General features: G+C 40.6%; 20 protein-coding genes and 4 pseudogenes. 6 read left to right on the forward strand and 18 right to left on the reverse strand.

What is annotated here, in order from left to right:
- Positions 1 to 4 precede the first annotated feature (4 nt).
- A complete protein-coding gene (locus AC3ITG_RS16710; protein WP_489250697.1) occupies positions 5 to 742 on the reverse strand; it encodes a glucose 1-dehydrogenase in 738 nt (245 codons plus the stop codon).
- Between the two features lie 704 nt (positions 743 to 1,446).
- Between AC3ITG_RS16710 and AC3ITG_RS16715 the strand changes: the two are divergent.
- Positions 1,447 to 2,168 (forward strand): annotated as a pseudogene (locus AC3ITG_RS16715) (MFS transporter); the annotation flags it as partial.
- 430 nt (positions 2,169 to 2,598) lie between these two features.
- Here the strand turns inward: AC3ITG_RS16715 and AC3ITG_RS16720 are convergent.
- Both AC3ITG_RS16720 and AC3ITG_RS16725 read right to left on the reverse strand, forming a co-directional pair.
- Positions 2,599 to 3,405, reverse strand: coding sequence for an aldo/keto reductase (locus AC3ITG_RS16720; protein WP_489250698.1), 807 nt, complete (start codon positions 3,403 to 3,405; stop codon positions 2,599 to 2,601).
- 23 nt (positions 3,406 to 3,428) lie between these two features.
- On the reverse strand, positions 3,429 to 3,971 hold the full coding sequence (locus AC3ITG_RS16725; protein WP_489250696.1) for an NADPH-dependent FMN reductase: 543 nt from the start codon (positions 3,969 to 3,971) through the stop codon (positions 3,429 to 3,431).
- 402 nt (positions 3,972 to 4,373) lie between these two features.
- Here AC3ITG_RS16725 and AC3ITG_RS16730 point away from each other — a divergent pair, with 402 nt between their 5' ends.
- Positions 4,374 to 4,940, forward strand: coding sequence for a TetR/AcrR family transcriptional regulator (locus tag AC3ITG_RS16730; protein ID WP_489250699.1), 567 nt, complete (start codon positions 4,374 to 4,376; stop codon positions 4,938 to 4,940).
- 1,381 nt (positions 4,941 to 6,321) lie between these two features.
- Here AC3ITG_RS16730 and AC3ITG_RS16735 read toward each other — a convergent pair.
- The 11 genes and pseudogenes from AC3ITG_RS16735 to AC3ITG_RS16785 form a co-directional block, all read right to left on the reverse strand.
- Positions 6,322 to 6,600, reverse strand: coding sequence for a hypothetical protein (locus tag AC3ITG_RS16735; protein ID WP_489250700.1), 279 nt, complete (start codon positions 6,598 to 6,600; stop codon positions 6,322 to 6,324).
- 449 nt (positions 6,601 to 7,049) lie between these two features.
- Positions 7,050 to 7,556: a hypothetical protein gene (locus AC3ITG_RS16740; protein ID WP_489250701.1), complete on the reverse strand. Its 507-nt coding sequence runs from the start codon at positions 7,554 to 7,556 to the stop codon at positions 7,050 to 7,052.
- A gap of 61 nt (positions 7,557 to 7,617) precedes the next feature.
- Positions 7,618 to 9,045: a hypothetical protein gene (locus tag AC3ITG_RS16745; protein ID WP_489250702.1), complete on the reverse strand. Its 1,428-nt coding sequence runs from the start codon at positions 9,043 to 9,045 to the stop codon at positions 7,618 to 7,620.
- Positions 9,046 to 9,378: 333 nt separating this feature from the next.
- Positions 9,379 to 9,549: a hypothetical protein gene (locus tag AC3ITG_RS16750; RefSeq protein ID WP_489250703.1), complete on the reverse strand. Its 171-nt coding sequence runs from the start codon at positions 9,547 to 9,549 to the stop codon at positions 9,379 to 9,381.
- Between the two features lie 112 nt (positions 9,550 to 9,661).
- Positions 9,662 to 10,399 (reverse strand): hypothetical protein, encoded by a 738-nt coding sequence (locus AC3ITG_RS16755; protein ID WP_489250704.1) that lies wholly within the window; start codon positions 10,397 to 10,399, stop codon positions 9,662 to 9,664.
- 15 nt (positions 10,400 to 10,414) lie between these two features.
- Positions 10,415 to 10,792 (reverse strand): hypothetical protein, encoded by a 378-nt coding sequence (locus tag AC3ITG_RS16760; RefSeq protein ID WP_489254479.1) that lies wholly within the window; start codon positions 10,790 to 10,792, stop codon positions 10,415 to 10,417.
- A 229-nt stretch (positions 10,793 to 11,021) separates the two neighbouring features.
- Positions 11,022 to 11,487 (reverse strand): annotated as a pseudogene (locus tag AC3ITG_RS16765) (zinc-binding dehydrogenase); the annotation flags it as partial.
- Positions 11,488 to 11,940: 453 nt separating this feature from the next.
- Positions 11,941 to 12,135 (reverse strand): annotated as a pseudogene (locus AC3ITG_RS16770) (VOC family protein); the annotation flags it as partial.
- A gap of 206 nt (positions 12,136 to 12,341) precedes the next feature.
- Positions 12,342 to 13,703 (reverse strand): annotated as a pseudogene (locus AC3ITG_RS16775) (IS3 family transposase).
- A gap of 128 nt (positions 13,704 to 13,831) precedes the next feature.
- Positions 13,832 to 14,188, reverse strand: coding sequence for a GNAT family N-acetyltransferase (locus AC3ITG_RS16780; protein ID WP_489250705.1), 357 nt, complete (start codon positions 14,186 to 14,188; stop codon positions 13,832 to 13,834).
- Between the two features lie 602 nt (positions 14,189 to 14,790).
- Positions 14,791 to 15,555, reverse strand: a complete 765-nt coding sequence (locus AC3ITG_RS16785; RefSeq protein WP_489250706.1) for a YheC/YheD family protein — start codon at positions 15,553 to 15,555, stop codon at positions 14,791 to 14,793.
- A gap of 202 nt (positions 15,556 to 15,757) precedes the next feature.
- Here AC3ITG_RS16785 and AC3ITG_RS16790 point away from each other — a divergent pair, with 202 nt between their 5' ends.
- Positions 15,758 to 16,567, forward strand: coding sequence for a DUF6492 family protein (locus AC3ITG_RS16790; RefSeq protein WP_489250707.1), 810 nt, complete (start codon positions 15,758 to 15,760; stop codon positions 16,565 to 16,567).
- Positions 16,568 to 16,584: 17 nt separating this feature from the next.
- Positions 16,585 to 17,964 (forward strand): sugar phosphate nucleotidyltransferase, encoded by a 1,380-nt coding sequence (locus AC3ITG_RS16795; protein ID WP_489250708.1) that lies wholly within the window; start codon positions 16,585 to 16,587, stop codon positions 17,962 to 17,964.
- A 614-nt stretch (positions 17,965 to 18,578) separates the two neighbouring features.
- Here the strand turns inward: AC3ITG_RS16795 and AC3ITG_RS16800 are convergent.
- Positions 18,579 to 19,307 carry a hypothetical protein gene (locus AC3ITG_RS16800; protein ID WP_489250709.1) on the reverse strand — a complete coding sequence of 243 codons (729 nt, stop codon included), beginning with the start codon at positions 19,305 to 19,307 and terminating at the stop codon, positions 18,579 to 18,581.
- A 1,332-nt stretch (positions 19,308 to 20,639) separates the two neighbouring features.
- Here AC3ITG_RS16800 and AC3ITG_RS16805 point away from each other — a divergent pair.
- Positions 20,640 to 21,965, forward strand: coding sequence for a hypothetical protein (locus tag AC3ITG_RS16805; protein ID WP_489250710.1), 1,326 nt, complete (start codon positions 20,640 to 20,642; stop codon positions 21,963 to 21,965).
- A gap of 169 nt (positions 21,966 to 22,134) precedes the next feature.
- Here AC3ITG_RS16805 and AC3ITG_RS16810 read toward each other — a convergent pair whose 3' ends face one another.
- From AC3ITG_RS16810 to gap, 3 genes are all read right to left on the reverse strand, one after another.
- Positions 22,135 to 22,536 (reverse strand): DUF3888 domain-containing protein, encoded by a 402-nt coding sequence (locus tag AC3ITG_RS16810; protein WP_489250711.1) that lies wholly within the window; start codon positions 22,534 to 22,536, stop codon positions 22,135 to 22,137.
- A 226-nt stretch (positions 22,537 to 22,762) separates the two neighbouring features.
- Positions 22,763 to 23,533 carry an AAA family ATPase gene (locus tag AC3ITG_RS16815; protein ID WP_489250712.1) on the reverse strand — a complete coding sequence of 257 codons (771 nt, stop codon included), beginning with the start codon at positions 23,531 to 23,533 and terminating at the stop codon, positions 22,763 to 22,765.
- A 420-nt stretch (positions 23,534 to 23,953) separates the two neighbouring features.
- Positions 23,954 to 24,955 carry a type I glyceraldehyde-3-phosphate dehydrogenase gene (gene gap / locus AC3ITG_RS16820; RefSeq protein ID WP_489250713.1) on the reverse strand — a complete coding sequence of 334 codons (1,002 nt, stop codon included), beginning with the start codon at positions 24,953 to 24,955 and terminating at the stop codon, positions 23,954 to 23,956.
- A 107-nt stretch (positions 24,956 to 25,062) separates the two neighbouring features.
- Here gap and AC3ITG_RS16825 point away from each other — a divergent pair, with 107 nt between their 5' ends.
- On the forward strand, positions 25,063 to 25,917 hold the full coding sequence (locus AC3ITG_RS16825; protein WP_489250714.1) for a helix-turn-helix domain-containing protein: 855 nt from the start codon (positions 25,063 to 25,065) through the stop codon (positions 25,915 to 25,917).
- Positions 25,918 to 26,089: the final 172 nt, after the last annotated feature.

Raw genomic sequence — 26,089 nt, forward strand, 5'->3', positions numbered from 1 at the left:
TGTATTACTGAGCCGTTAAGCCTCCATCTACAATGAATTCAGCTCCAGTTGAATAGCTCGATTCGTCCGACGCCAGATATAGAACAAGGCTGGTTACCTCTTCAGGTAGAGCTGCTCTTTGAAGCGGAATTGCGCTTTCCAGTTGAGCAAGAAGTTCAGGAGTAAATCCTTTCAACATACGAGTCTTAATGGCTCCTGGGTGAACAGAGTTAATACGAATATTATCTTTACCCAGCTCCAGTGCTGCCGTTTTCGTCATGCCTCTAATGGCGAACTTCGAAGCCGAATATGCGAGGTGTTTCATTTGGCCGACGATTCCAGCAGTAGATGAAATGTTTATGATAGAGCCACCCCCAGCTTTACGCATCGAGGGCACAACGCTTTTCAAGCCTAAGAACACACCAAGTTGATTGATATCAAAAACTTTTCTGAACATTTCCTCAGATGTCTTTTCAAGTGCGTACTGAGGAGCTATGCCTGCATTGTTGACAAGTACATGAATAGGACAAAATACTTTTTCCGTTTCGGAAATAACTCGTTCCCATTCCTCTGCTTTAGAAACATCCTGCTTAATGAATTTCGCATTCCCGCCAACTTCTTGTTGAAGCTTCATTCCTTCTTCTTCAAGAATGTCCGTAAAGACAACTTTTGCTTCTTCTGCAACAAATCGTCGAACATGTGCAGCACCTTGGCCGATAGCTCCGCCAGTAACGACAGCTACTTTACCAGTTAATCTTGCCATTTCTATTCAATCCTGTTTTTTGTGGTATATAAAATTCGGGCTGAGGTCCGAATCCAATTTGGTTTTGCCAAAATAACACATCGGACAAATAACGTCAGACCAAACCACAATTTTAAGTTTTTCTCCTCCTCTCCATTTTTGAATGCATGTTTGATTGTTTATTTGTGTAATAAATGAACATTGTTTGAATAATCAACATGCATCTATTAACATTATAATTGCTTACCGAACAAACTCAATGGATAATATTCGACTGTTTGTTTATTAATCAACAAAGGAAATAAATTTGTTAATTAACGGTTAAAATTGGAACTATTAAACAAATGAGCAAAGTGGAAGCCGTGGCTTCATTTTGTAGTGGGTTTAATCCTTTTAGATTTTTAGTATGAGGGTCATCTTGTCTTGCAGAGTGGAGCTTCTGAAGATGCCGTATACGCGGCTCTCTTACCGGCGAAAACATCGGGGACAAGTCAGCCTGTACGGAGCGTCCGGTCGGCAATAAAAAGCGCTACTCGGTTGGAGCCGCTCGACGCGATCTTAACCACGCGTCGGCTATTACAAAAACGTATCCTATCTGCGAGAGCTCAACTCAGTATCCCCTGGCGTGTAGTCGCTTACGAAACGTTTGATGGTATCTTAAAAATGCGTCCTCTCGCTGAGTTCTGCTATGACAACTGCCGGAGTGAAGGAACCAATTCTCACACCACTTGTTTAAAAACGGCGTGGTGACGGTTTCGAACTTGATGATGGGAGCCATGATTTATATTTCCTTCTACGAGCAGGGCGTGCTGGCCATTTCGTTGATCTATGCGGGTAATGTCACGCTGCCGATGTCGCAGTGTATGGTGATCACAAGTATCATTACCGAACAATTGATCTCCAGAATCGGGAAATACAAGCGCTTTGCCGATCCCACTCTTGATTATTGGCATGGGCCTCATGATCTTTATGAACAACATCACGATGACGATCTGTGCTCGATAATCTTCGGTATCGGTTTGGGTCTCGGGATGCCGGGATTCTCCCTGGCAACGCAAAATCCGGTTACGCATAATCAGCTCAGTTTCGTTACCGCATCGACGCATCTGTTCCGGTACCTCGGCGTAACGACTGGCATCGCCGTGATGAGTACGTTCATGTCGAACAATCTGACGAAACATTTAAAAGAGGCCCTGGAGTCCCCGAACGTTCCGGATTTCAGTTACCTCGATCCGAAGACGGAGTAGGTCATGCTCGCCTTCGCCAATCCGCAGACTCTCATGAACTAGTCGCTGGTTGAGAAGACGGAAGCAAGCCATCCAGAGAAAGTAAGAGCGTTGTTCGTCCAAATAACCGAAAGCATCCGACATGCACTGGGCGATACGCTCTCCCTGTGTTCCTTACGGGTACACTCCTGAAGAATATTTTAGTTCTTCATTTCCTTTTCCGTTCAGGCAAACACGAAATCATAAAAAACCGGAGAACCATTTGGTTCTGGTTCTGGTATTGTTATCGATTATTTCAAGAGTCCACACTTTTTATGACTTTAGATTACTGTGAGACCAACTGTCGTTTATTTATTCAGTTCCCTTTGGCTGCTCGTCTCTTCTTTAGCCCAAGCCAAAAAGAGAAAAAGGCCCTTAGGCCTTTTTTGGGGTTAGTATAAGGTGGCAGGCGCCGGGGAATATGAAATCGTAGTCTTACTCGGAGCAATTAATTCGGGCCGATTTCCAACCAGGAAACTGGTAAGATTAGGCAAGTCGGTGAAGCCCTTGGCAAGATTAGCTACGCGCAAAGTAACCTCTCCTAAGATTGCATCAAAGGCACCTAACTAAGAGATGGTCGGACAAGCTCCTAACGAAGTTTTTATCTGGTTATTAGTTTGTTAGCGCTGCATAATCTTCCTCGCTTAGTTCGAGAGTGGCTGCATGCAAATTGTCTTCCAAGTGAGTAGGAGAAAGTGTTCCGGGAATTGGTAGAATTATTGGTGAGCGCTGAAGAAGCCACTTTAATGCCACTTGCCGAGTTGGAACACCTAATTTGTGGGCGATATTTGCTACCCGTTGTTCCACCTTGGCCGTGTCGCCAAGCAATCCACCCAAAGGAAACCAAGGTATGAAGACAATCTGTTGTTGAGTACAATAGTCAACCAGCGCTTCATGCTTGCGGTTGACCACATTGTATTCGTTCTGGACGCTCACTATCGGAACTATTTGCATAGCCTGCTGAAGTTGCTCAACCGTTACCTCAGATAAACCGATGTGTCTAATAAGCCCCTCGTCTTGGAAGCTTTTGAGCGCCTGCATAGTCTCTTTCAGTGGAATATTAGCATCAACACGATGGAGTTGATAAAGGTCAATTCGGTCTGTTTTGAGTTTCTTCAGACTTTCTTCCAACTCGCGTCGTAATTGTTGGGGACCAGCCTCCGTCGCACCACCTTTTGTGGCTACAACTAGGCCATTGCCGTAAGGTGCCAAAGCATTTCCAATGGCCTTCTCGCTCTCACCGTCACTGTAGACATGTGCTGTGTCAATAAAATTAATGCCCAGTTCAAGGGCTCGTTTTAGTAGATTTTGTGAATTTGGCGTGTTAGTAATACGGTTAGTTCCCAAGCCCATACGATTGACGGTCAGGTCACCTAGTAAAATGGTGCCCGCCTGTGCCGCAGAGATAGTTTCCGACATAATTCCCATCCTCCAATATATAATTATCGATTATTACGATTAAACCAAGTCAAGAAGTTATCTACAACGGAATCCAAAAATTGAATTGTCGGTTCGTGAGTTAGATTGCCCTCTTCGTCAAATTTTTCATGCACGGCCCCTACATAGACTTCATTTCCAGGAAGAAGCGGAGATGAAATGCCGAAGGAGAATAAAATTTCTCGTAAATGCAATTGTGCTTTAACTGTACCTAAATTCCCCATAGAGGATCCGACGATCCACGATGGTTTTCCATTCATAACCATGTCCACGCGGGACAACCAATCAATGGCATTCCCTAGCACACCTGGAATCGTACCATTATATTCAGGCGTCACCCATAATACTGCCTCTGCATTGGCCACCTGATCTTTGAATTTTTGGACTTCTTCAGGAGGGTCATTCTCAATATCTTGGTCATAAATCGGCAGTCTAAGGTCTAGGATCTCGAGTTCAAACTTATCGCGGTATCGATTCTTAATAAAATGAGCAAGCTTTTTATTATATGAATCTTTACGAATACTCCCTACAATAGCAACGACTTTCATGTTTAAACCTCCATTGGTTACGATATGATGAATTGTTGACACAAACGCTTTGTATCCTTTCTGTATTACTGAGCCGTTAAGCCTCCATCTACAATGAATTCAGCTCCAGTGCTGTCATATTCGTCATGTCTCTAATGGCGAACTTCGAAGCCAACACATCGGACAAATCACGTCATAGCAAGCTTCAATTTTAAATTTTTCTCCTCCTCTCCATTTCTGACCGCATGTTTGATTGTTCATTCGCACAATATATGAACATTGATTGAATTATCAACATGCATCTATTAAAATTATAAATACGTGCCGAGCAAACTCAATGGTTAATATCCGATCGTTTGTTTATTAATCAACAAAGAAATGAAGTTTGTTAAGTAATGATTCAAAATTGGAGTGATTAAACAAATGACTAAAGTGGATCGAAGAATATCAAAAACTAGGGATGCAATCCATAAAGCCCTTTTTGAATTAATGACTGAAAAGAGTTTTGACAACATTACGATCAATGATCTCTCAGAAAGGGCCAATATTAACAGGGGAACTCTATATCTTCACTATGCGGATAAATATGATTTACTGAACAAAACCATAGAATATCATTTAGGTAACATGTTGCATCGCTGTGCTGTAGCAAATCCAGAGAGCGAGGGACTAGGTGTTCTACAATTTCTTCCCGTGTTTCAATACTTTGATGATCATTTTTTATTTTATTCCTCCATGCTGACCAACAAAGGCGTGACTCGCTTTCACGATCAGTTGATGCAAGTGATCATAAATAAATTAAAGGAAAGAATGAAAAAGGAATACGATAATCATGGGATTGATAAAGAAGTTGTTGTCCAATTTATGGCATCTGCTTACGTCGGCGTCGTGGAATGGTGGATTAAAAATAATAGACCCAATCCTCCCGAATTTATGGCTCAGCAAGTTAAAAATATCTTTGAAAGTAGTCCTCTATTTAATCTCAACTGAGGTAGCATTAAAACCTGTGGTAAGCTTATGAACCCCTCCTTATCAAGGGTTTTGAACAAGAAATTGCAACGTTAAATCAAAAAAAACACGCTATACGAGAGGTCCGTCATCTATGCCGCGAATTAGGCACCGCTGAAATAGGGGGAAATTGAATTGGCCAACTTCTTTCCAATACGCCTTCGGGTGAAAACAGCTTAGGCAATGCGAAGAGGTCTGTGAGGAGGCAGTGAAAGGTATAGCATCACCAGAACAAGGAAGGGGATTTTATATCGGTGTTCATACTGGCGCGACAAAGGGGGGAAACAGGAGCTCGAACTCGCTGAAAAATACCATTCCTTCGCTGAAAGTCTATACTTTGGTTATCCATACGTTGGGAGGATTCTTCGAAGAAATAGCCAGATCCTATGAACAGGAAGCCAGGTGGTAAGACTCCGAAGTTACGATCTCCAACAAATAATTATCATATTTGTTTGTCTGAGTTTGTTTAATGATCAACTATCTTCTTGTCCATTCCGGCAATCCGTACAAGTTCTGATCCCTCTATCCCTCTTCATTTGTATTAAAGTAAGCTAACCTGTTTGTTGGCTTACTGGAACAGATTAAATATCACACTCGAAAGTCCGTAATTTAAGCAGTGGAACGGAGATTTTGCCTTCAGAGAGCGATTTTTGCTTTTATCTCATCACATTAGTTCTGACATTTATCTAGGTAACAATCTAATCCGTCAATGACACAATGTTCTTGTCCTTTTCGGCATAAGCGTACAACTCCTTACAGTTGCACGCTCTTTTTTATGTCTTTGTAAGCCACAAATATCCATCCAACTAATTACTAAAAAAGCATGTCAAACGTAAACCAAACGTATCTTTTAAATAAGTATCTGTTGCTAGGATAATTTGTTTCATAGAGTTTGTGATATCTAATATTGATACCCCTGGTTGGACAATAGAAATTTCAAATTCTGTCTCATAACCAGCTCTCACCATCTTTTTTAACATATTTAAAGTTGGTAAGTTCCCTTTTTCGAACCGTGTTTCACCATAGCTTTTCTGTCTCGAATTTTCCCTTTCAATCATTCTTTGTATTATTTCTAAAATGATGAGTATCGGAATAAATCCTTGCTTCCGATGTCGCCAAGTTGGGGTAATACCATTGTAGCTGTCACTAGGGGCAATATATATGGATATAAATGTAATATTCCTCTGGATATAATGGAAAGTTCTTTTCAAAATAAAACCAATTGCATTTTGTTCATTTGAATTATCGTTCTTCGTTAGAGTTTAACGTAAATTTCTTATTGACGATGGAATAGCTTTTCAGATTTCGGGTCTTTTGGCTTCTCGTTGATTAATATCTTTTCTTTTTCTAGATCACCTCTATCCTATTCACCGAAAATTTTCCTGCATAGTTCTTTAATGGAGGGCGTGTATTCCCCTGAAGTGTCAATAGAGAATGTAGGTACGTCGAGCCGGGGTTCCTCGTAAGGGCTCACGCTCAGCTCAATTCCTTTTCTGGCCATGTCGACTTCCGTATCGCCATGGAAGTATTCCCGAAGCGGGTTGTCCAGACCCCTTCGGACAAACCTGTCGAGCGCGATCTTGTCGTCAACCTTGCAAATCAATAAACAGAGCCGCCCCTTTCCCATGAACTCTTCAAGCATGGTCGACCATCTCCTATGCTGTCCATTCCGGCAATCGGTACAAGTTCTTGTCCTTGGCTCGGGACACGAACTTGTACCGATACATAAAAAAGCCGCTAAATTAGCGACTTCAATGGGAATATGTTCTTGTCCTTCGACAAGTGTCATCCTGGTTTTGTATTTGGTGTCATCCTTTATTCCGATTCTCCGAAATCACCTTGCTTTTTAAACAACCGTTATTTAAACAAAAACAGCCGATCACATTGATCAGCTGCATTTTTAGTCTTATTGTGCAGTCCCTGCCGGTCATGAACTTAAATAGTCAGTATCACAAGACAATTCTACATTACCTATCATCTTTTACTCCTACCGGTTATAGGTTGTAAGTAATCCCGCCTAAGTGCATTTTTGACAAGTACCCCACAAAACCTTAGATACTATTAGTAAATAAATATTATAAGCGACTCAATTTATTTAATAAGCGAAACTAGCGTATTTATTTCCTTATCTATCGACAGAATATTTCCCCAGACCTTCTCATTAAATATTCCATCTTCATTGATTAATTGACTCTGCTGTAATGAAAGGTCTTTATAGAAAATAGATAATTTTTTTAAGAGATCCATTTGTTGCGCAGTAGGGTTATTTTCTTTGATTTTTAGATAAATATAGTCACTCGTATTCGGGCCATTTAATAGATGTTGATACTTCCTTTCAAGAGCAACATACAAGGCATCGGATTCATAACCGTTAAGTGTCAGCAATGAACGAACAAATTCTGTTTCAAGTTTATTATTCTCTACCGCATAGGTCAACGTATCACTTATTCGCAATTGAGTTTGCCATATTACTCCGTTTAATAAATATAAAGTATGTGGGATATCGTTTTGTTTATCCTGGAATTTTTCTTGGACTACGTATGCTAAACCACAGATAACGATTAAAATGCTTAAGATATATATGATCTTTCTTTTCAAGTGAACACCCCGTTAAAATTTTGGTTGAGTTAATGAAGTCGCTCTAATGAGAAAATACTGACTAAAACTCATGATTATAATATGTCTCAATTTTTGGCGTTACGAAGAACGCTAGTGATTTTCCAATATTACACAGGTATACTGCCTTAGCTTTAATAAACATTTTATTTGTCCCGTCTGTTTGCTCTTCAAAGAAGAAGTATGCAGCAGTACCTCCATTTAAATCTGCGGATGAGGTCACCCCAGCAGTCTTACTTGGAAGATCGGCCTTTTTGGCAATTGCACCGCTCCCTGTCGTACTTCTTATTTTGCGTTCAGCATAGGCCTTCCAACTACTCATCACATTAGAATCTATTGTGGTAGTAGTTACCCCTAATGTTGCATTTTGATAAGCAGCCCAAGTAGTAGCCAATAGATTAAAAGATTTTTTCAGATATCCCTTTAAGATTGGAATTTGTAATGCTTTAACTGGTGTACTATCTATAGGGTAACTTGTATCTTTTCTATAATTGAGAAGTAATGATGAATTACCTGCACCGACAACGAACATGTCCAAGTACGCCGTCATCACTTCTGTTCCATACATATTGTCTTCGGTAGCTTTAAGATACTCTTCTACAGCAGGTGTGTTACTCCAAAGCCTTGTTTCGACCATAGAAAAACCATTTCCCGCTTGTGCTCTCTCTCTAGCATATATATTGACACCTAAAGTAGCATATTTTGCTGCTGGGAAACTACTAGGCGTACCTGTAGCAGTTCCTGTTTTACCTATCGCTTGAGTCATAAATGATGTTTTATAGTTAAACGTACTCGCGGAGGCCATTACAAGAGTTTCAGCATCTGCCACTCCTAATCCGAAAAAGCTGTTCAGATCAAATTTAGTAAGTGATGCTACCTTTTGTTCATTAGCGTGTTCCATATCTGAAATAATTTGATCTTTTAATTCCAAGTAACTTGAGGGCACCTCTCCAAAAGACAAAATGCCAACCCCGTTGTCACTTTGTAATGTTCCATAGGTCTCAGTTACATATACTTCCTCTGTTTGAGGATTAATGTACACTGTAAGTACCGTATCGATATCTATGTTTTTTTCATTTTTAGCCTCAGCAATAACAGGACCAAAATAGACAGTTTGATCATTTACGGTATACTTCGTAAGTTCTCCATCCATTAAAAACTTAAATTTTTCAATCGATTTAACTTTAATCTTGCCTTCCCCAATAATATGTACTGACGTTTCATCTATTTCATCAATAGAAAACTTCAATTTTGCAGATCCGTCTGTTTTATCCGAATTTTTGAAATCATCATTAAGAAAGTGTTTATTACCTTCTTTTAGGGCGTTACTCCATAGAAATGAGTCTGTTTCTTTTGGGTTTAACGCAAGCTCAATATTATACTTGCCATTCCCCTTTGCCATCGTATGGAAAGGAAAACTCCCCAACACTATAGTAAAACAGCAAATCAAAATAAGTATTCTTTTAGACATTTCTTTAGCACTCTCCAATATGTAAATTTAAAGCTTATTAAATTTATCACATATAAGTTTATGTTTTAACGCCCAATTAGTGGTAATCTAATCTGGGTATGAAGCAATCATTACTCATATACATTTCCGGGTTTCGTGTAAATACTACAATCGTCCACTAGGAACGCAAACAAACGCTTATGAAGACTATATTTCCAAATTCAAGAGTGTTTAACCTTTCATCGTGTCAGATGTCCCATAACAATGTGAACATTTTCATGTGTATTATGGTACTTAATGAAGTCTTAAGTGCATATGATCAATGTTTAGATATACATCTAATCGGTAATCGGTCTATGTTCTTGTCCATTCCGGCAATCGGTACAAGTTCTTGTCCTTGGCTTGGGACAAGAACTTGTACCGATAAAATAAAAAAGCCGCTAAATTAGCGACTTCAATAGGAATATGTTCTTGTCCCTCGACATTCACTAATAGATCTGCTGCTTTCTTTGTATTATTGCTCAACTGTGCTTTTCCCCTTCCTTAATTTCGAAAACTCCGTCGATGGCCGGTAAGGCGATTCCAATCAGCAATGCCGCCTCCCAGGCCCCCGTCGTGTTGTCGATTTTTTAATAATTTATTTTACTTTCTCTAGATTTATTGAAACCATCCCATCATTATCTTCATCAATTAAAGCAACTTCAGAATCAGATATCCATTTAAGCTCACCTAGATGCCTAGCATAGGCGAATTCATTCGGAAGTTCTGAAATCACTTTTTCTAACAGTATTTGTGTTCCGTCTCGGTGCATAATAGAAAGGTATATATCCATGCTTTCTACATTATGTTGACAAATAACCTTAGCACTATAGTTCTTTTTAGGACTCTTGATAACTTTCTTCCAGACCCACTCATTTACATACCCTAACTCTTCAATTTTCAGAGCAGTCTCTTTAAATGGTGTAATATCCCAGTTTCTATCCGAAACCAGTTTTTCAATTCCATTCATAAGCAATTGGAGCGTCGTTCTTTTTTTCTCTGTCTCATTTTTTACGCTGAAGTCATCCAAATTAAATTTAATTTGAACTAAACAGACTCCTGAATTATTAATAATCCTCTCATCCGAAATGTTTTCAACGCAATCCACAAGAATTTTCCAACAATCTTTCGTTTTTTGTTTTCCGATTAAACGTTCAAACATAGCAGTTATACAACGCGTCTCCAAACTAAATGAACGCCGTTTCCATTTCCAATTTAACTCGTAATCCTTTTTTGTCGCATCGTCATATTCACAATTTTCTTCTTTCATTATTGATTCGACATTTTCATCATCAATTATATAAGGCAAATCTAGATCAAATGCTTTTAGATACAATACACTCATCTCCCTCTATTTTTCCCATGGACGTGGTTGTAGATGTCTACTCATTGAATTGCCTTTTTTCCATAGACTCATAGCATTCGCTTTCTCCCAATCGAGGGCTTCCTGTCTGTTACGCATGTTAGTTTTCACCACTTTTGCTTCGAATGTTATACTTCCTGCATCTTTATTCCATTTATTCACTTGGCTATTTGCTCGTGGTGATGTACCATTTTTATTTAGCCGTTGACCACTAATCCCCGTTTTCACAACATCACCTGATGACTTGTATGATATTTCATAACCGTGTTGTATTTTATTACTTGTTTTACTGTTACCATGTGTTGCCTTAACTGCAGCTTTTTTTGCCGTCTTCTTAACAACAGCTTTGAATACTTTTAACTTGATCTAACCCCGTGTAATCATAGTTAACTGTAGACGAACCTGTACTTGTTGTATATGTGAGTTCCTGAAGGCCACTATTCGCATTATACGTGTAAGTCTTTGTATGAGGTTTTAACTACATATGCTTATTATTTAGATGATCATCTAATCGGTAATCGGAATATGTTCTTGTCCCTCGACAACATTCATTAAGGTAGTGCTAGTTTCCGTTAAAGTATTCATAGATTCACCCTCAGCTTTCTGGATACATGATTACCTTGCCGATCAGTTCTTTTCTTTCCATTAAAAGCTCAAACATTGCTGGACCCTCTTCAAGTTCTTTACCTGGGAATGGTGCGGATACACAACTCCATGATCCCCACACGGTTAACTCACTTCTTAGCACTTTCTCAAAATAAAATCTTTCCATCGCAACGTCTGCATACGGGATACCTAGGAATACAACTCCGCCGCCTTTTTTGGCGTATCCAAACACAGTTGCTGCTGTTTGTGGCGTCCCAGCTGCTTCAACTACAATATCTGCATTCATGCCATCCGTATACTCAGCAACCTTTGTCAGAATTATCTTCATTCAGAGAATTAATCGTATAATCAGCGCCTAATTCCTTCGCAATTTGAAGTTTTTCATCGTCAATATCAACCGCGATTACTTTTTTCGCACCAAATATTTTTGCCCATTGAACAGCAAACAACCCAATGGTCTGAATCAGTTTAAGCTAAAGCTTAAGTTGTCCATTATAACCAGTAGAGTTCCTGTTTCTTTCCATTTTTCCATATCTTCTTGAACACTTGCGATTTTTCCAGTTGCAATTTGATAAGCATCTGCCCCCAAGAAGAGAAGTTTAGGAGGACTTGAATCTTTTATACAGTTAAAAGATGAGTAGTGAGAAATATGTCCCTAAAGGTATACAAAAAAAGGATCGTCAACATTTCTGCAACGATCCCTATTGTCAGCCGCTAGTTGAAATAGCAGTTGATCACTTTGATGCCTTCTTATTTTTATTGAACTAATGTTTCCCGTTAGTTTAGTGAATCAAAGGAGCCTCCTCCCTTCTAAACAGATAACCTTTCTAGGTACCGCGCTACAAGGGCCAGTCTCAATTTCACACTGAGTGAGGCTATAAGGAGAGGCAAAGCTGTTTCCCCATGAGTCACCCCCTACCGCTGAACCTTTTGATCGCTTCCTCGGTCACCGGCTTGAAGAGGTTAATGAGGTTGCCGTCGGGATCACGGAACAACACAGCACGGTTCCCCCACGGCATCGTGGTCGGTTCCTTTACCCACTCGTCGACAAACGGCTTCAAGCGCTCGTATTCGGCATCGACATCATGGACGAGGAACTCGAGTTTGGCCTTGCACAAACGGGCTGTATTGTCATCAAGAAAATGATGACTGTTAGCAATGATCCGATACATCTTTTCATTTCTGAAACCCTCATTCTCAGCACTTTTAAGGGTATTTTTCACTAAATGAAGAGAATTTATTATTGTCCGTTAGATGAAAAAAAGCAGCCGATCAGATGAAGTGACCCCTTAAAGTTAGACAAATATTTTTATGCAACTTGTTTGGCATGAGCTCGGTATTGTACCGGGCTCATGCCTTTTAATTTTGACTTGATGCGTTTGTGATTGTAGTAATCCATGTATCGTTCTAGTTCTTGCTTGAAGTGATCTACGCTTTCAAACTCATGAAGATAAAGAAACTCTGACTTCATAATGCCAAAGAAGTTCTCCATTACTGCGTTATCGTAACAATTCCCTTTGCGTGACATGCTCTGGGTAATCGCTTGTTTCTTTAAAGCCTGTCGATACTGCTTCATCTGGTAGTGCCAGCCTTGATCCGAATGCAGGAGGAGCTCATCTTCGCTGGATAAGCGTTTAAAGGCTTTATTTAGCATTTCGGAGACTAATGAATACCGTAGGGCGAGACCCTACTGTGTAAGTGATAATTTCACTGTTAAACAAGTCCATAACAGGTGATAAATAAAGCTTTTCTCCAAACAACTTGAATTCCGTAATATCGGTGACCCATTTCTCATTTGGTTTTTTCGCTTGAAAATTACGATCGAGTACGTTAGGTGCAATTTTACCTACGGTTCCTTTATAGGAACGATATTTTTTCATGCGTACCACAGATTTCAAGCCTAATTCTTTCATGATACGTTGTACCTTTTTATGGTTAACTCGGTGTCCACGATTAAAGAGTTCATCACGGATACGGCGATAGCCATAACGTCCCTTATGTTCCTCATAAATGGAGCGAATAAGAAGTTTCAGGTCTATGTCTAGATCGGGCTTGCCAAACTGTTTCACCCAGTAATAGAAGGTACTACGTGGGACTTCAGCGAACGCTAGCAATGCAACCACCGGGAATTCAAGCCTTAATTCATAGACTACTTGTGCTTTGTCTTGTTTGGTGATTTTTCCTTGTTTTGAACTAAGGCATTCAACTTTTTTAAGTAGGCGTTTTCCATTCGCAAACGTTCTAATTCAGCTTGTAGAGCTTCAAGTGATCCCTCGGCAGGCTCTTTCTTTTTAAGCCCTTTTTTATTCTTATCAGTCATATGATGACGCCCCTTTATCTTTGGTTTTAGGGCGTCGATTCCATTTTCATTGAACTGACTACGCCATCTTCGAATAACCCCTGGAGAAGAGATATTGAAAATGACAGCTGCTTCATTTGGAGACGTCCCATTTTCGTTCATATAGTTGAGTACGTCTAGTTTATATGGAAGGGAGTAAGCTGTATAGGTTTTTTCAAAAGCTTTTATACCGTGATATTCGTATTGCTTGATCCACATACGCAGAACTTCATGATTAATTCCTAAGGATTTCGCAATGCTTTTAATCCCTTCATTTCCTGATAAGTGTTGATGAATAGCTTCTATCTTCAAGTCTAAATTAAATTTCGACAAAAAAAACTGCACCTCCAATTGCTAGATAGTGTCTAACAATTGGGGTGCAGTTCACAGATTGGTCAGCTGCTTTCTTAGTTGTATAGAGGTATCGTTTCCCGTTAGTTGAAAAGAAAAATGATTATCAATCAGCCAATTTTAATAATCTTATCAAAGCAGTATGAATCTTTGTCATAGCCATTATGCTCGTAGAAAGCATGGGCACCCGTTCGTTTCATCCCGGTACATAAAATAATGCTGGATATTCCGCTCTCTTTCGCATAATTTTCAGTGTATCGTAGCAGATCAGTTCCTACTTTATGACGTTGAAAATCATTATGAACAGCAAGTCCGGTTATATGCAGATAACCATTCGCAGACCCTACTGCTAATACATGGACTATAGATATGAAACCAACAACATCATTCCCAAGTAACGTTAGCTTAATGAAACAGATAAAATATTCTAATCGACATTGATACCATGTTCCCAATCTTTTCAGCAATGGAACTGAGTTCTTGCCTTCAGAAAGCGAATTGTGCTTTTATCTCGCCACATAAGTTCTGTCATGATAATATTCAGATAACAATCTAATCCGAAATGACACAATATTCTTGTCCTTTTCGGCAAAGGAACCAAGTTCTTGTCCTTAGCTTGGGACAAGAACTTGGTTCCTTAAAACAAAAAAGCCGCTATAATAGCGACTTGTATGGAACAATGTTCTTGTCCCGCGACACATTTACAATTTGTTCGTAGAAATAATCTAAGTGATCCTCAATTATCAAAGGAGCTTCCTCAGATATATTAATATTTCTTATAAATCGCCCTGCGAAATGAGATGCAGAACGAACCCCCCTTCCTTACTGTATATAGCTGCTCCTCATCATCACAGATTGCAATATTGAACATGGGGGAACATCCTCCTTTCATCGACATCGACTCTGAATTTCACTCTCGAATATACTATTTTAGCATAGGTTTCGGAGTCGAATTGGGATGAATTGCATTATTCAGACCCTAAAACGCAGTTCAAGCTCAAAAGTCGCCACATTGGCGACTCTTGAGCTTGAAACCTTCTCCATCCATTCCTATGAAAAATCCGGTCTGTTATTCTGTTTTTTTGGGCATAGCATGGCGGTAATATCGTATTACCTTACGATACATCGTCTTGTCCTTTAATTGATTGAATATAAATGGGTCCGGTTTGACATTCACCTCTATAATCCAGGGTTTCAGACTGTGGTCAAGGCCGATATCCACACCGATTTGCATTAGATAAGGGTACTTTTTTTTCATATGATGAGCTATGCGCAGGCTAAGCTCATTCATCTCCTGAACCAGTTCATTCCTGCGTTTTGTGGATGCATGCGATTGTAGCAGCTTGTGAATATCCATCGGTGTACCACCACTATGATAATTGGTTACGATTTTCTTTGGATGACCCAGTCGGCCGATGATTCCGGTAGCTTCCCAATGTTTGGTCGGGCTTAGCTGTATCATGACTCGGATGTCAAAACGTCTGTTATTGTGCTTAAGCAGATGGATTCCTCTCTGAATCAGATAACTTCTTTTATGCACCAAACGAGTCAGACTGCTATAAAACGATTCAAAGCTGTCAAACGTCAGGCGTTTTTGCTCTATCTGATAGACAAAATGTTGATGACTTTCCATCTCGGCCTTAATAACACCCATCCCGAAAGTACCTCTCTCGGGTTTGACATAGACCATTCCATATTTGCTGATCATGGATTTCAGATTCGTTTTGTTATATTTCTGTGTGTCGGGGATAAACGGTTTAATTAATTCATTATTAATGATCAATTTTGTTTTTAACCACTTGCTTCTTAACGGCTGCAATTTATCAACTCCCATGTCGTAAACTCTCCCTTCAGCAACCGCATCAAAGCCCGCTGTTTGATCAAGATCCTGCATGCATTATATGTAATACCGATAAAGGAACCCTCAACAAAAGCCCCTATTCGTAAAAATGTATATTTGCACATGCCCTGACCAAAACACTTTTGCACACATACCATATAATAAGTCATCACGATTTGTGCAAGGAGTTGAGAAGATGTCCGTCCAGCATGGAATCCGGTTGAATAATGCGCCTAAGATTGATGTTCTTATACCAGCGATCGAGAAAGATTTGGCTACCCTTCCCCTCGTCATCGATAACATTCGCCGTTATGTAAAGCATCCCATTGGAAGCATATATATTGTTTCTCCGGTCAGCACCAAAATCAGAAAACTTTGTTCCCGTAAAAACTGCATTTTTGTTAATGAGCGATCCGTCCTGCCTATAACCAAAAACGAGATACACTACCAGTCCTCCCGATGGAATCGGTCAGGCTGGTTATATCAGCAGCTGCTCAAAATGAACGGAGATTCCATTGTGAAGGCAAAGTACTTTCTAGTCATGGATGCGGATACCGTACTGATTAAACCTCATTCATTTAATGTAGAAGGCAAAACAGTATTTTACTGTCGTGACTGGAGCCAGCCGGAATATTTCAATACCTACAGCAAGTTGTTAAGCATGAAAGCTCCGCGTCCCCGCTCTTTTGTCACCCATTATATGCTGTTCGACAAATCTAAACTCTCTGCCTTGAAACAGAAAATTGAAGCGGTTCATAAGCTGCCATGGTACAAAGCGATCATCTCCAATATCAATAAGAAGAAGCAGTTTGGTTTCTCCGAGTATGAAACGTATGCCAATTTTATGTATACGAAGAACCCAGGCAGCATGGTCCTTAGAAGTTCCATGAATAAAAGTCTGAATGTGAACGCTTCTTCGTTAAAAGAGCAACAAATCCGTAATCTGGCTCTTAAATACCGTTCTCTTTCCTTTCATAAACGGAAAATCTATAGTAAAGCTCCCTGAGCTTAAGGAGGAAGCCCATGCATATCGTACTGCTGTGCGGCGGCTCTGGCAAAAGGCTCTGGCCGTTATCCAATGAGCTTCGCTCCAAGCTGTTCATAGATATACTTCCATTACCCGCTGGAGGTAGGGAATCCATGATCAGCAGAGTATGCCGCCAGCTTGACAGTTCATCCCTAACGGATTCAACGCTCATTATTTCACATCAGGATCAGGCTAATATTACGGCTCGACATACTCAAGGCAAAATACCAGTCATCGGGGAACCTTATAAACGAGGCACTTTTACTGCGGCGGCCTTAGCGACGTTATATCTGCAATCCTTCCGGATGGCCAAAGATGACGATGTGATCTGTATCGCGCCAGCTGATGTGTTCGCAGGTGAAGATTTTTTCGGCAACTTCCAATTACTGCCGGACATATTGAAACATTCTCAAGCCGATATCGCTTTAATTGGGACAAGGCCTACACATCCTTCAGAACAGTATGGATACATCCTGCCGGGTGGGGAAGAACGTAATGCTTATGCGCCCATAACACAATTTATAGAAAAACCCGAAGCCACCATTGCTGAAACTCTGCTACAACGTGGGGCACTATGGAACTGCGGTGTGTACGCGTTCACCGTCGCGTTTATGATATCCCATATTAAAAAAATGGGGCTGCCGGTTCATTATGATCAATTGTCGTCCCTGTATGAAGCGTTGCCTGAACGCAGTTTTGACAAGCATGTTGCAGAAAAGGCGCAGCGGGCCGTAGTCCTACCTTATAAGGGAGTATGGCAGGATATCGGAAGCTGGGATACGCTGTGTGCACAGTTAGATTCCCATGTATTCGGACACGGTGGAATCTCGGGCTCTTCCTCCGATTCCTATATTATTAACGAGCTTCCCTACCCCATCCAAGTCATTGGCGTGCCAGGTATTATCGCTGCCGCAAGTCCGGACGGCATTCTCATTGCCAACAAAAATAATTTAAATGAAATTAAAGCGCAATTGGGCAGCTTGCCATTAAAACCGATGTATGGTGAAGCAACCTGGGGCAGTTATCGTGTCATTGAGAGTTCGGTAGAAGATGAAAATACAACTGTAACCACATTAAACATAACAGTTCTACCGGGCAAACATATCGGGTTGAAATGGCACCGGGCAGGATGTAGAGCGTGGACGGTACTTGCAGGCAGCGGTCAATTGCTTATCAACGGACAGGTCACACAGATGACTCTGGGCACTCAGTTCGCGATGATCTCGGAGAGCGTCTATTCTATTTTCGCTGAAACCAGGTTGGTCTTCCTTGAAGTACAGATCGGCGAACCCGAGGATGAGAACAACATCCTTTTTGAAGAAGAAGACTGGAATATAATCGTAGAACGCGCAGGGTCGTATAACTATGGAGTATAAATTGAACCGTTCAAATCTTAGCCCCGTCCATTCGTGGGGGCTATTTGCTTTGCGTATCGAATGAAACAAGGGGAAAACAAAATATCAGTGTGCTAGGGAATATGTTCTTGTCCCTCGACAATACTACTATATTGAAAGGGTACTCTTCGACATTGAAGAGTTTATCACTCACGCGCCAGAGCAAACTCTCTTTGTCATCATTATAAGGTTTACCAGATCAAATGCTAAAAACATATTTCATCTCATAATTGGTAAGATCAATTTGTATACCATGACTATCTAAGTGACGCTTAAAGACGTATCCTCACTCACTGCTCTTTGAAGATTTAGTAGGGATTAGGAAAATAGTCGAATTGAGGACAAGAACTTGTACCGATTCCCGTTTACTTTCCCATTTCTTGAAATCGCTGACTTATGGGATAGTTATAAAAAGTAGTTAAGTTAATTGAGTAGTGATAGTAAAGTAAATGAGATGTTTATTTTCGGGATAAGTTAAACTCCCCCTAGACCACAATTCAGCAGATCGGAGGCAAAGTTTTTGTCTCAAAAATTTAAAAAGGCAGCTGTATTAGCTGCTTCTAATGGAACCATTGCTGTATGAAGATTACAACCCATTAGGGTAATTGCATTGCTTTATCCATAAATATTTTATCTACTTCACTTACAGTCATCCCAAAATGCTTACTTGCTTTTTCGATTACGATCGGATCATGGACTTCAGGGACGTAATTTTCACCGTAATTAGTTATTACATCAAATTCTTGCATGATATACTGGTAAACTGCATCCTCATCTACTGATCTAGCTGTACTATCTTGTGTGTTTTCAGCAGTACTTGGATCATACTTGAAAGGCTGTTCCTCTTTTTCATGATATGATACAGGTATTAACGCTTTTATATTGTTTTCATTGGAATCAGATGAAACATGTTCACCGAATAGAAGCTCACCTTCTTCACCAATAGTCTCTTTAACTACCTCAGATTGCTCTTTTGGTGTAGGTGATGTGACTAATACTTCATAATCTCCAGGTTTTTCTTCAAACCATTCACTGCTAAACATTCCATTTTGAACGATAACCGTACTTTGAGACGTGAATCCATTTTTGTTTGAAATATTTAATACAAACTTCATATCTGAAGGTAAATTAGTAGAACCATAAAACTTAAGTCCCTTCATCTGGTCGTACTCTTCAACGATAGCTAAATCCACCTGAATCTTTTCCTTTATTTCTTCTTCCACTTTATTAGTTGAACTCACTTCATTAGGGACTACTTTCTCAGAGTTGCAACCTACTAATAATACAATCATCACTAAAAGTAGTATTTTTACTGACTTTTTCATCTTTGAACTCCTTTTAATTCTATTTTGCTTTTAAAATCTATGTACTCCACTAGCCTCTTAGATTTTCATAATCCTCCGCCCTCCTTGGACTCTAACATGGATGGCTAACTCCCTTTCTTACTTAATATATCGGAAAAACAAATCGATAAATTAGATAATCACGGAGTAGTTACAACATGAAATGAAATGGATCGAGTTTTTGCAAACAACTATTCATTTATAGAAGATCATTTGCTAGAGTACATAGCCAAGAGCAAATTCCAGCGTAGAATCACTCACAACAGATAAAAAAATCCCGTTGTAACCAGCGAGAGAGTGAAAATTACGGGATCCACCTGAATATCTGTATGTATTCATTGGTGACTAACATCAACGTCAAGTGTCATAACTACCTATACCTCACAATGAAGCATCGGATTAAACCACTTAAACACGCGCAAGAGAACCCAGTATTTTGCAAACAGCTGCGACCGGGAGGTAAGACACTTACGCCTATGAAGCCGCCGGCTTAATATAAAGTTCAGGCGTATTTTCTGAATAAGTAAAAAGGACTCCACAGGATCCATACGCTTTTCAAGGGCCAACGGATAAAAGTAGTGGATGATAAACGAAATAAGGGCTACACCCGTACCAACCCCTATGGTCAGGATTTTCGAATACCCATTTAAACTCATAAATAAGACAAGCAAGAACACGGCGACATAAAAAGCAACTTTCAATCGAAACTTCATTATTACTCTCCTTTGAACATAGTAATGAACAAGCAAGTCTCTATTATACCCAAATAAATTCTCTTTTTATGTAAAATGTTAGGAGTGGCGGTTTGCTATTGCCCAGTCGTGTCAGGAGATGATTCTGCTCGTCTTAAGGTACAGACTAGTAAAGAATTATCTCTACAAAAAATGATTACAATGTGAGGAGGAAGCTTGTTCACATCCAAAACTTATGAATTAGGCACTCCACAGGGTTGACTCTAAAAAGAACTCCGATATCCCTAAATGTAGTGGGTATGCGGAGTTATTTATTATCCTATTCGATCGTCTCCTGCGTGGTGCTCGCCATGACTGTCGAAGGCTCTGGGTGATTACCGTCGGTGAATCATTGCATACGTGTAAGGGGTCACATCCGTCTCCTCTATGTACGCTCAAACTTAAAATATAGTAATATACCCATATCATGATAGATCTAAGGAATGGACATTATACGAAAACATGAAGAGTTGGCGCAATGGACTAGCGATTTGTATTGGTAAAATTTACTCATTAAACTGTGTTCTCATCTTTGTTAAAGTGGATAAGCATTATGAAGACAAAGACGGGAGTTTTAATTGACATGAACGTTCGCACCAAATCCATCATCGGCCTGCTTTGCGTGACGACATTAGCAGGCGCGTATTTCAGTTATACCGAGCATCAGGATAATCGACAATGGAAGCAGCAACAACAGCGCAATACGCAATACTGGTCGCATATGCAAGCGATCTACCTGCGCGATTTCGACTATGCGCTTGCGGAGGCTCTTGCGGCATCTACTATTGCAGATCGGCAAGCAGCACTTCAATCTGCAATTGAACATGCCAATTTTATCTTGGAATATGTAAGGATCGGATCCGTTACAATGAACTTTCCATCTTGGTCCTCGTATGAGTCATTTATCACGGACGGCAGCCGCTACTTGGCCTATCCCGCCAGCGAGAAGGGAATGTCGCTCAACCCGGATCAATTAGAAAAAATTCAGCGCTTGAGAACGTTCGCGAGGACCGCCCTACCGTATCTCGAGCAGATGAGAAAGAAAGCTGTTGATTCCTCTTTATCAGATATACAACAGATTTCGACCGAAATGGAAGAGGCCTTGTCTCAACTCGACTCGGTCTTTACGTCCGGCAATAAAGCCTTTAACGAGTTCCTGTACAACCAGAATCCTTACATACCTCTGAAGCCAGGAACCGTGTTCGCCGGGGAAACCACGTACAAGGCTACGGAGCTTGCGGCCAAAGCGAAAATTTTCATGGGCGAGGCTTGGAATAAAGGAGCAGGTAAGCAAATCGTCCACATGTCCTCCGACGGGATCGGCCCCGAGTTCGGAGAAGTCATGGATTTCAATTTATCGGACACCGATGGGAAACCAACCAGCTATTATATTGCAACACTGAGTAAAAGCGGACACGTGCTCCAAGTGAGACGCAAGGGCTCGATCTCCGAAAAAGGAGATGTAGAGCAATCTATGGACTTAAAGCAGGTTGTCGCGGTTGCGGACACCTGGATGGCTCGCTGGTCTGACGAACGTCTGACATTAGTAGCGAAAGAGATAAAAGAAACCTCCATTTATCTCACGTATATTCCGGTCCGGGAGCAAGTTTCCATTCCACAGATGAAAGTCGTATGGCAATTTGATCGCCGTACCGGTGCGTTAAAGAGCTTTGATGCGTCTAAGTATTTTACCCATTACAATAAAACCTTCCCCATTCACCCGAAGCTTACAGCGGAGCAAGCCTCAGCGAAGCTTGGTCCAAAAGTTAACGTTTCGGGTAAGCCAAAGCTGGAGCTCCGCAACGACAAGCTCGTATATGCATTTCCCGTCACTGGGATCGAAGGCGTTTCTCATGTATACATCAACGCCCGCACAGGCGCTGGCGAAGGCATTAATTACAACTTATAACCACAATTGAAAAGGCAGCCCCACGAATACCTTTGCTGCGGGCTGCTTTAATTTTTGCGTGTCAATCTTGGCTCACCTTCTTTGGTACTTACTTATGTCACCGAGAGCCCAACAAAAAAATGAGAATCGGTTACCTTCTTAGAGTATTGAACTATCGTTTCCCGTTAGTTTAACGAGTTTTAATAATTTCTTGCCAGTTAGGAGGCAAGTCATAATCCCTAATGTGCTTATACTCAAGAACCACTACTGATCCGGAGTTATCTATACTAAACCTCATCGAGTCGAGTCCAACATCCAAATGAGGTCCTACATACGGGATTGTTTTAACCTGAACACCAATATGCGAAGAATGATATTTAACGTCTACATCAGTTCCATCCAAAAAAGGCGAAAACGTAGGTGATACAGTTAATTTACTTGTATAGTATTGGTTAATCTGTTCCTGTATTTTTGGAGCTAACAAAGTAAGTACAAGCCGTTTCAATGGTTCATCGTTTGGCTTTGCACAAACGGGCTGTATTGTCACAAAGAAAATGATGACTGTTAGCAGTGATCCGATACATCTTTTCATTTCTAAAACCCTCATCCTCAGCATTTTAAGGGTAGTTTTCACTAAATGAAGAGGATTTATTATGCTAACCTGCCCGTTACTTGAACAAAAGCAGCCGAACACTATGGCCAGCTGTCTCCTTGGTTTTATTGGGCTAACGTTTCCCGTTAGCTTAATCTTGACAATGGATCGCTTTCTTTATAACGATCTCTCTTAAGCTTTTGGGTTCCATAGGATAGCAGTGGATTTAATCTTGAGCTTCTTCGAATAACGCTCTGAGCATCCTATCCTTGTTATTCACAAACTCTTTCATAATCATATAATGGTCGGTTTCTTCCAATACTTGGACTTCGATACCATCTGGCTTTAGATTGTAAATAATCGAATCTGGATATGCCATAAGGATTGGGGAATGGGTCGCAATTATAAATTGAGAGTTTTGCAAAACAAGTTCATGGATTCGTGTCAGCATCGCCATTTGGCGAAGGGGAGACAATGCAGCCTCAGGCTCATCCAGTATATATAATCCATTCTCCCCGAACCGATGAATGAAAGTGGAAAAGAACGACTCTCCGTGCGATTGCTCATGCAATGACTTGCCACCGTACGATTCTATAATAGGGCGAGCAAATGAAGGTTGGCTGTCCAACTCATCGATCGTCGTGGCTAAATTATAATAACTTTCTGCCCGGAAGAAGAAGCCATCCCTCGGGCGTCGCGGACCTCTGATCAATTGTATATATTCATATAAGCTCGAGTGAGTAGCCTGCGTTGAAAAGGAAAAGTTGACCGTCCCACCCTCCGGATTAAATCCCCATGCGACAGCAATGGACTCCATCAGTGTTGATTTACCCATCCCATTTTCACCTACGATATAGGTTACCTTGGGGTGGAAATCAAGAGTATTTAGGTTTCGAATGACCGCCAAATCAAAGGGGTAACGATTATAGGTGGGTACTTGTTGCCTCTTAAGCTGAATTTGTCGTAAATAGGGATGCTGTATATTAATATAGTTCACTCCCTTTTAAGCCTTTGATCGTTATGCTTACCTTTGTTGGGTAACGCTGACTCATGTTAGTCTCACCCTTTAGTTTACTCCATCAAACAAATAATACCACATACCGAAACTAACCTTCCCGTTAGTTTAATGAATTGACGGGCAAAATAACGATTAAATATACACCTAATCGGAAACGGGACCATGTTCTTGTCTATTTCGGCAATCGGTACAAGTTCTTGTCCTTGGCTTGGGACAAGAACTTGTACCGATAAAATAAAAAGCCGCTAAAATAGCGACTTCAATGGGATCATGTTCTTGTCCCCCGACATCTTCCCTTTATTCACCAAACATTTCGGCCTCCTTCCTTCACTACTTAAAGTTAAAAGAGCCAAAGCGCTAAGTATAGTTTGGCTCTTTTAATTTTAAGTTTAGTTACCATTACAATTCTGCGAGATATTTGGCGGTGCGAATCATTTGGCTGGTAAAGGAGTTTTCATTATCGTACCATGCTGCTATTTTCACCAGAGTATCTGTTCCTAGTTCCGTTACCTTTGTTTGCGTAGCGTCAAATAAGCTACCATAGGTTATGCCGATAATATCGGATGAAACAAGTTCTTCCTCTGTATAACCGTATTGCTCCGATTGGGACTGCTCCATTTTCTTGTTGATCTGCTCTGCAGTTACGGAACCGCCCACGACTGCTGTCAATTCTGTCAAGGAGCCAGCCATAACCGGTACTCTTTGGGATATACCATCTAGTTTTCCATCCAAAGAAGGAATTACAAGTCCTATTGCTTTTGCTGCCCCAGTTGATGTTGGGATGATGTTGCCGGCGGCAGAGCGCGCCCGGCGCAAGTCGCCTTTGGCGTGAGGGCCGTCAAGGGTATTCTGGTCGTTTGTATATGCATGTATCGTCGTCATAAAACCTTTTTTAATCGGCGTCAGTTCGTTCAGGTAATAGACCATTGGGGCCAGACAGTTCGTAGTGCAAGATGCAGCCGAAACAATAGTATCCTCTTTAGTTAACGTGTGTTCATTAACACCATATACAATAGTGGGAACATCGTTCCCAGCTACGGTTGAGATGACCACTTTTTTTGCACCTGCCTCAATATGAGCTGTAGATGCTTTTTTGGATGCGAAAAAGCCTGTACACTCCAGTACCACATCAATTTGCAATTCATTCCATGGGAGTTTACCGGGATCTCTTTCAGCATAAATCGGAATAGACACGCCGTTTATGGTTAAACTGTTATCGCTGTACTCAATTTTCTCATTATAACGTCCCTGCGTTGTGTCGTGCTTTAGCAAATGCGCAAGCATCTTCGGACTCGTCAGGTCATTAATGGCGGCAATACGATAACCTTCCTCACCAAAAAGCTGCCGAAGGGCAAGCCTGCCAATTCTGCCGAAACCATTTATTGCAATGTTAATTCCCACTATAATAACCACCTTTCTTCAACTTAGATAATATTATATCCCTGGAATCTTTGTGTTACACTGATTTATGTGAATACATTGACTATACTATCTGTTAGGAGAGCACTATGCCGCAAATTGACCGCCACAAAGACAGAATGGTAGATATTGAATTTGTTGCCGCCGATGATTTGGACTGTCTCCCCTATCCCGAGCGGTTTACATTAATCTTTGTAACTTCCGGTAGCATCAACGGTGTACTCAACGAACGACCAATAGCAGTTTCAGCACCCGGCGTTCTGTGTTTGTCTGAAGATGATACGATACAAATTTTCAAGAAGCATAATATCTCTGCGCAATCATTCAGTTATCATCCCGATGTTCTTAATAGCATCCCGATTTCTGAAACGGAAGACTACTTTCCAATCCATCCTAAGATACAAACAGGGCTTTCGCTTTTTCAGAACAATTCAACACGCACCGGAGTACCTTTTGTTACCGAGAAAGCCTTTCCACAATTAATGGAATGGTTTTTTGTGATTGGAACAGAAGTTTATGCGCAAAGCGATGCAAGCTGGGTATGTAGAATAAAAAAATATCTCATTCAGATATTGGGCGTGCTTGAGAATTTGAGCCTCAAAAATGAACAATCACCGGTTGATTTAGTGCTGGAATATATACACACTAATTATTCCAATAAAATCACCTTGGAAGACTTAACGAAATGCGTACACTTAAATCGAGTATCGCTCAATAAGATGTTCCAGGAAAGATGCGGATTTACAGCAATGGGATATTTGCTGTCCCACCGCTTGAAAGTTGCGGCGGATCTTCTCACCCACACAGGGATGAACTTGAACGACATTGCAAGTGCCACCGGATTTGAGTATGACACTTACTTCATCAAACAATTTACGGCTAAAAGAGGGTTGTCACCAACCGTATACCGGAATACCTCTCGCCAGTTTGCTACTTCTCAATAAGGGATTGTTCATTAATACCTTGGCTAATTCCAGAGCACTGATCCTTAATTGGGAGAAAGGTGCTTTTTTGTTTGTCTTAAACTAATAAAAATTTAACTATATGTCACGAAAAATATTATTGACATATATAAGGTGAATAGTAAACAGAAAGGATGATACTATATTTTTACAT

This window comes from Paenibacillus sp. GL_099_B (assembly GCF_057835695.1).

Excerpts from the sequence above, each read along its gene's own strand:
- AC3ITG_RS16805 (WP_489250710.1), top strand. The coding sequence starts at position 20,640 with ATGAACGTTCGCACCAAATCCATCATCGGCCTGCTTTGCGTGACGACA.
- AC3ITG_RS16730 (WP_489250699.1), top strand. The coding sequence starts at position 4,374 with ATGACTAAAGTGGATCGAAGAATATCAAAAACTAGGGATGCAATCCAT.
- AC3ITG_RS16725 (WP_489250696.1), bottom strand. The coding sequence starts at position 3,971 with ATGAAAGTCGTTGCTATTGTAGGGAGTATTCGTAAAGATTCATATAAT.
- AC3ITG_RS16825 (WP_489250714.1), top strand. The coding sequence starts at position 25,063 with ATGCCGCAAATTGACCGCCACAAAGACAGAATGGTAGATATTGAATTT.
- AC3ITG_RS16800 (WP_489250709.1), bottom strand. The coding sequence starts at position 19,307 with ATGAAAAAGTCAGTAAAAATACTACTTTTAGTGATGATTGTATTATTA.
- AC3ITG_RS16735 (WP_489250700.1), bottom strand. The coding sequence starts at position 6,600 with ATGCTTGAAGAGTTCATGGGAAAGGGGCGGCTCTGTTTATTGATTTGC.
- AC3ITG_RS16720 (WP_489250698.1), bottom strand. The coding sequence starts at position 3,405 with ATGTCGGAAACTATCTCTGCGGCACAGGCGGGCACCATTTTACTAGGT.
- AC3ITG_RS16795 (WP_489250708.1), top strand. The coding sequence starts at position 16,585 with ATGCATATCGTACTGCTGTGCGGCGGCTCTGGCAAAAGGCTCTGGCCG.
- AC3ITG_RS16785 (WP_489250706.1), bottom strand. The coding sequence starts at position 15,555 with ATGGGAGTTGATAAATTGCAGCCGTTAAGAAGCAAGTGGTTAAAAACA.
- AC3ITG_RS16810 (WP_489250711.1), bottom strand. The coding sequence starts at position 22,536 with ATGAAAAGATGTATCGGATCACTGCTAACAGTCATCATTTTCTTTGTG.
- AC3ITG_RS16710 (WP_489250697.1), bottom strand. The coding sequence starts at position 742 with ATGGCAAGATTAACTGGTAAAGTAGCTGTCGTTACTGGCGGAGCTATC.
- AC3ITG_RS16745 (WP_489250702.1), bottom strand. The coding sequence starts at position 9,045 with ATGTCTAAAAGAATACTTATTTTGATTTGCTGTTTTACTATAGTGTTG.
- AC3ITG_RS16790 (WP_489250707.1), top strand. The coding sequence starts at position 15,758 with ATGTCCGTCCAGCATGGAATCCGGTTGAATAATGCGCCTAAGATTGAT.